This window comes from Deinococcus pimensis DSM 21231, from assembly GCF_000519345.1.
GTDB classification, from domain to species: domain Bacteria; phylum Deinococcota; class Deinococci; order Deinococcales; family Deinococcaceae; genus Deinococcus_A; species Deinococcus_A pimensis.
The window spans coordinates 71,574-72,686 of the sequence record NZ_KI912669.1; the positions used below are offsets into that span (position 1 = coordinate 71,574).

The following is a 1,113-nucleotide window of genomic DNA, read 5'->3' on the forward strand; positions in this document are numbered from 1 at the left end:
GCCGCGCTGCTCGACCTGCCGCTCGACGTGACGGGCGGCACCGTCCGGCTCGGCCGCGCCACCATCGACCTCGACCGCCAGCGCGCCAGCGTGGGCGGCGTGTCCAGCGAGGACGCCGTCGCGAACGTGAACGGCCAGACGTACGTCTCCGTGCGTTTCCTCGCGGACGCCACCGGCGCGAACCTCAGCTTCGGCCCCGACGGGCGCACGCTCGTCGTGACGGTCGTCGCGGCGCCCGACACGAACCCCGCCGCGCCGCAGGCGCGCTTCTCCACCGACAAGACCGTGTACGCGCCCGGCGAGCGCGTCGTCTTCACGGAGTACGCCTTCGACCCGGATGGCGCGGACATCACCGCGCGCCGCTGGACGGGACGGCAGGACGCGTACTTCCAGCCCGGCACGTACACCGTCTCGCTGCAGGTCACGAACGCGCGCGGCGTGCAGAGCGCGCCCTTCACCCGCACCCTCCGCGTGGAGGGCGCCGCCGTGGACACGCCCGTCACGTACGCCCTGAAGTACGCCGAGCCCGGCGACACCTTCAGCGACCCCGACATCCTGCGCTACCCCACCGTGACGCCGCAGGCCATGCCCGCCGAGAACTTCCCGCTGCTCTTCAGCGACTCGCCCGAGGTGCCCGCGCAGAGCGGCCTGCTCTACCAGGACACCGTCCAGGGCAAGGCGCGCCTGCTCGCCTACCACCTCAACGGCCTCGCGCGGCCCGCGCGGCTCTTCGTGCTGGCGCGCAACGTGGACGCGCGGCCCGTGGAGGTCAGGAGCGCCCGTCTCGGCGAGACCGCCCCCACCCGCGTGGAGGGCACGCTCGGGCAGGTCACCCTGATGGAGTACTTCGCGTCGCAGGGCACGGGGCGGCTCGCCCTCGATCCGGGCGTCACGACGGCCGTCTACGCCAGCCCCCTGCTGACGCCCCGCACGGGCGTGAACGTCATGCAGGACATCGAGACGACGGGCCGCGTGGAGCTCAGCTTCGTCATGCTCGAGGACGGCCTGCCGCCCACCCCCGAGGTCGTGCAGCAGCTGCCCGTCCTGCCGCTCGACGGGCGGCACCAGCGCGGCACCTTCCCGGGCGCGGTGCGCGCGCTGCGCGTCACGCTG

At 73.9% G+C, this 1,113-nt stretch carries 1 pseudogene; it reads left to right on the top strand.

Going from position 1 to position 1,113, the window contains the following annotated elements:
* Positions 1–1,113: pseudogene (locus DEIPI_RS0118960) on the top strand (copper amine oxidase N-terminal domain-containing protein); the annotation flags it as partial.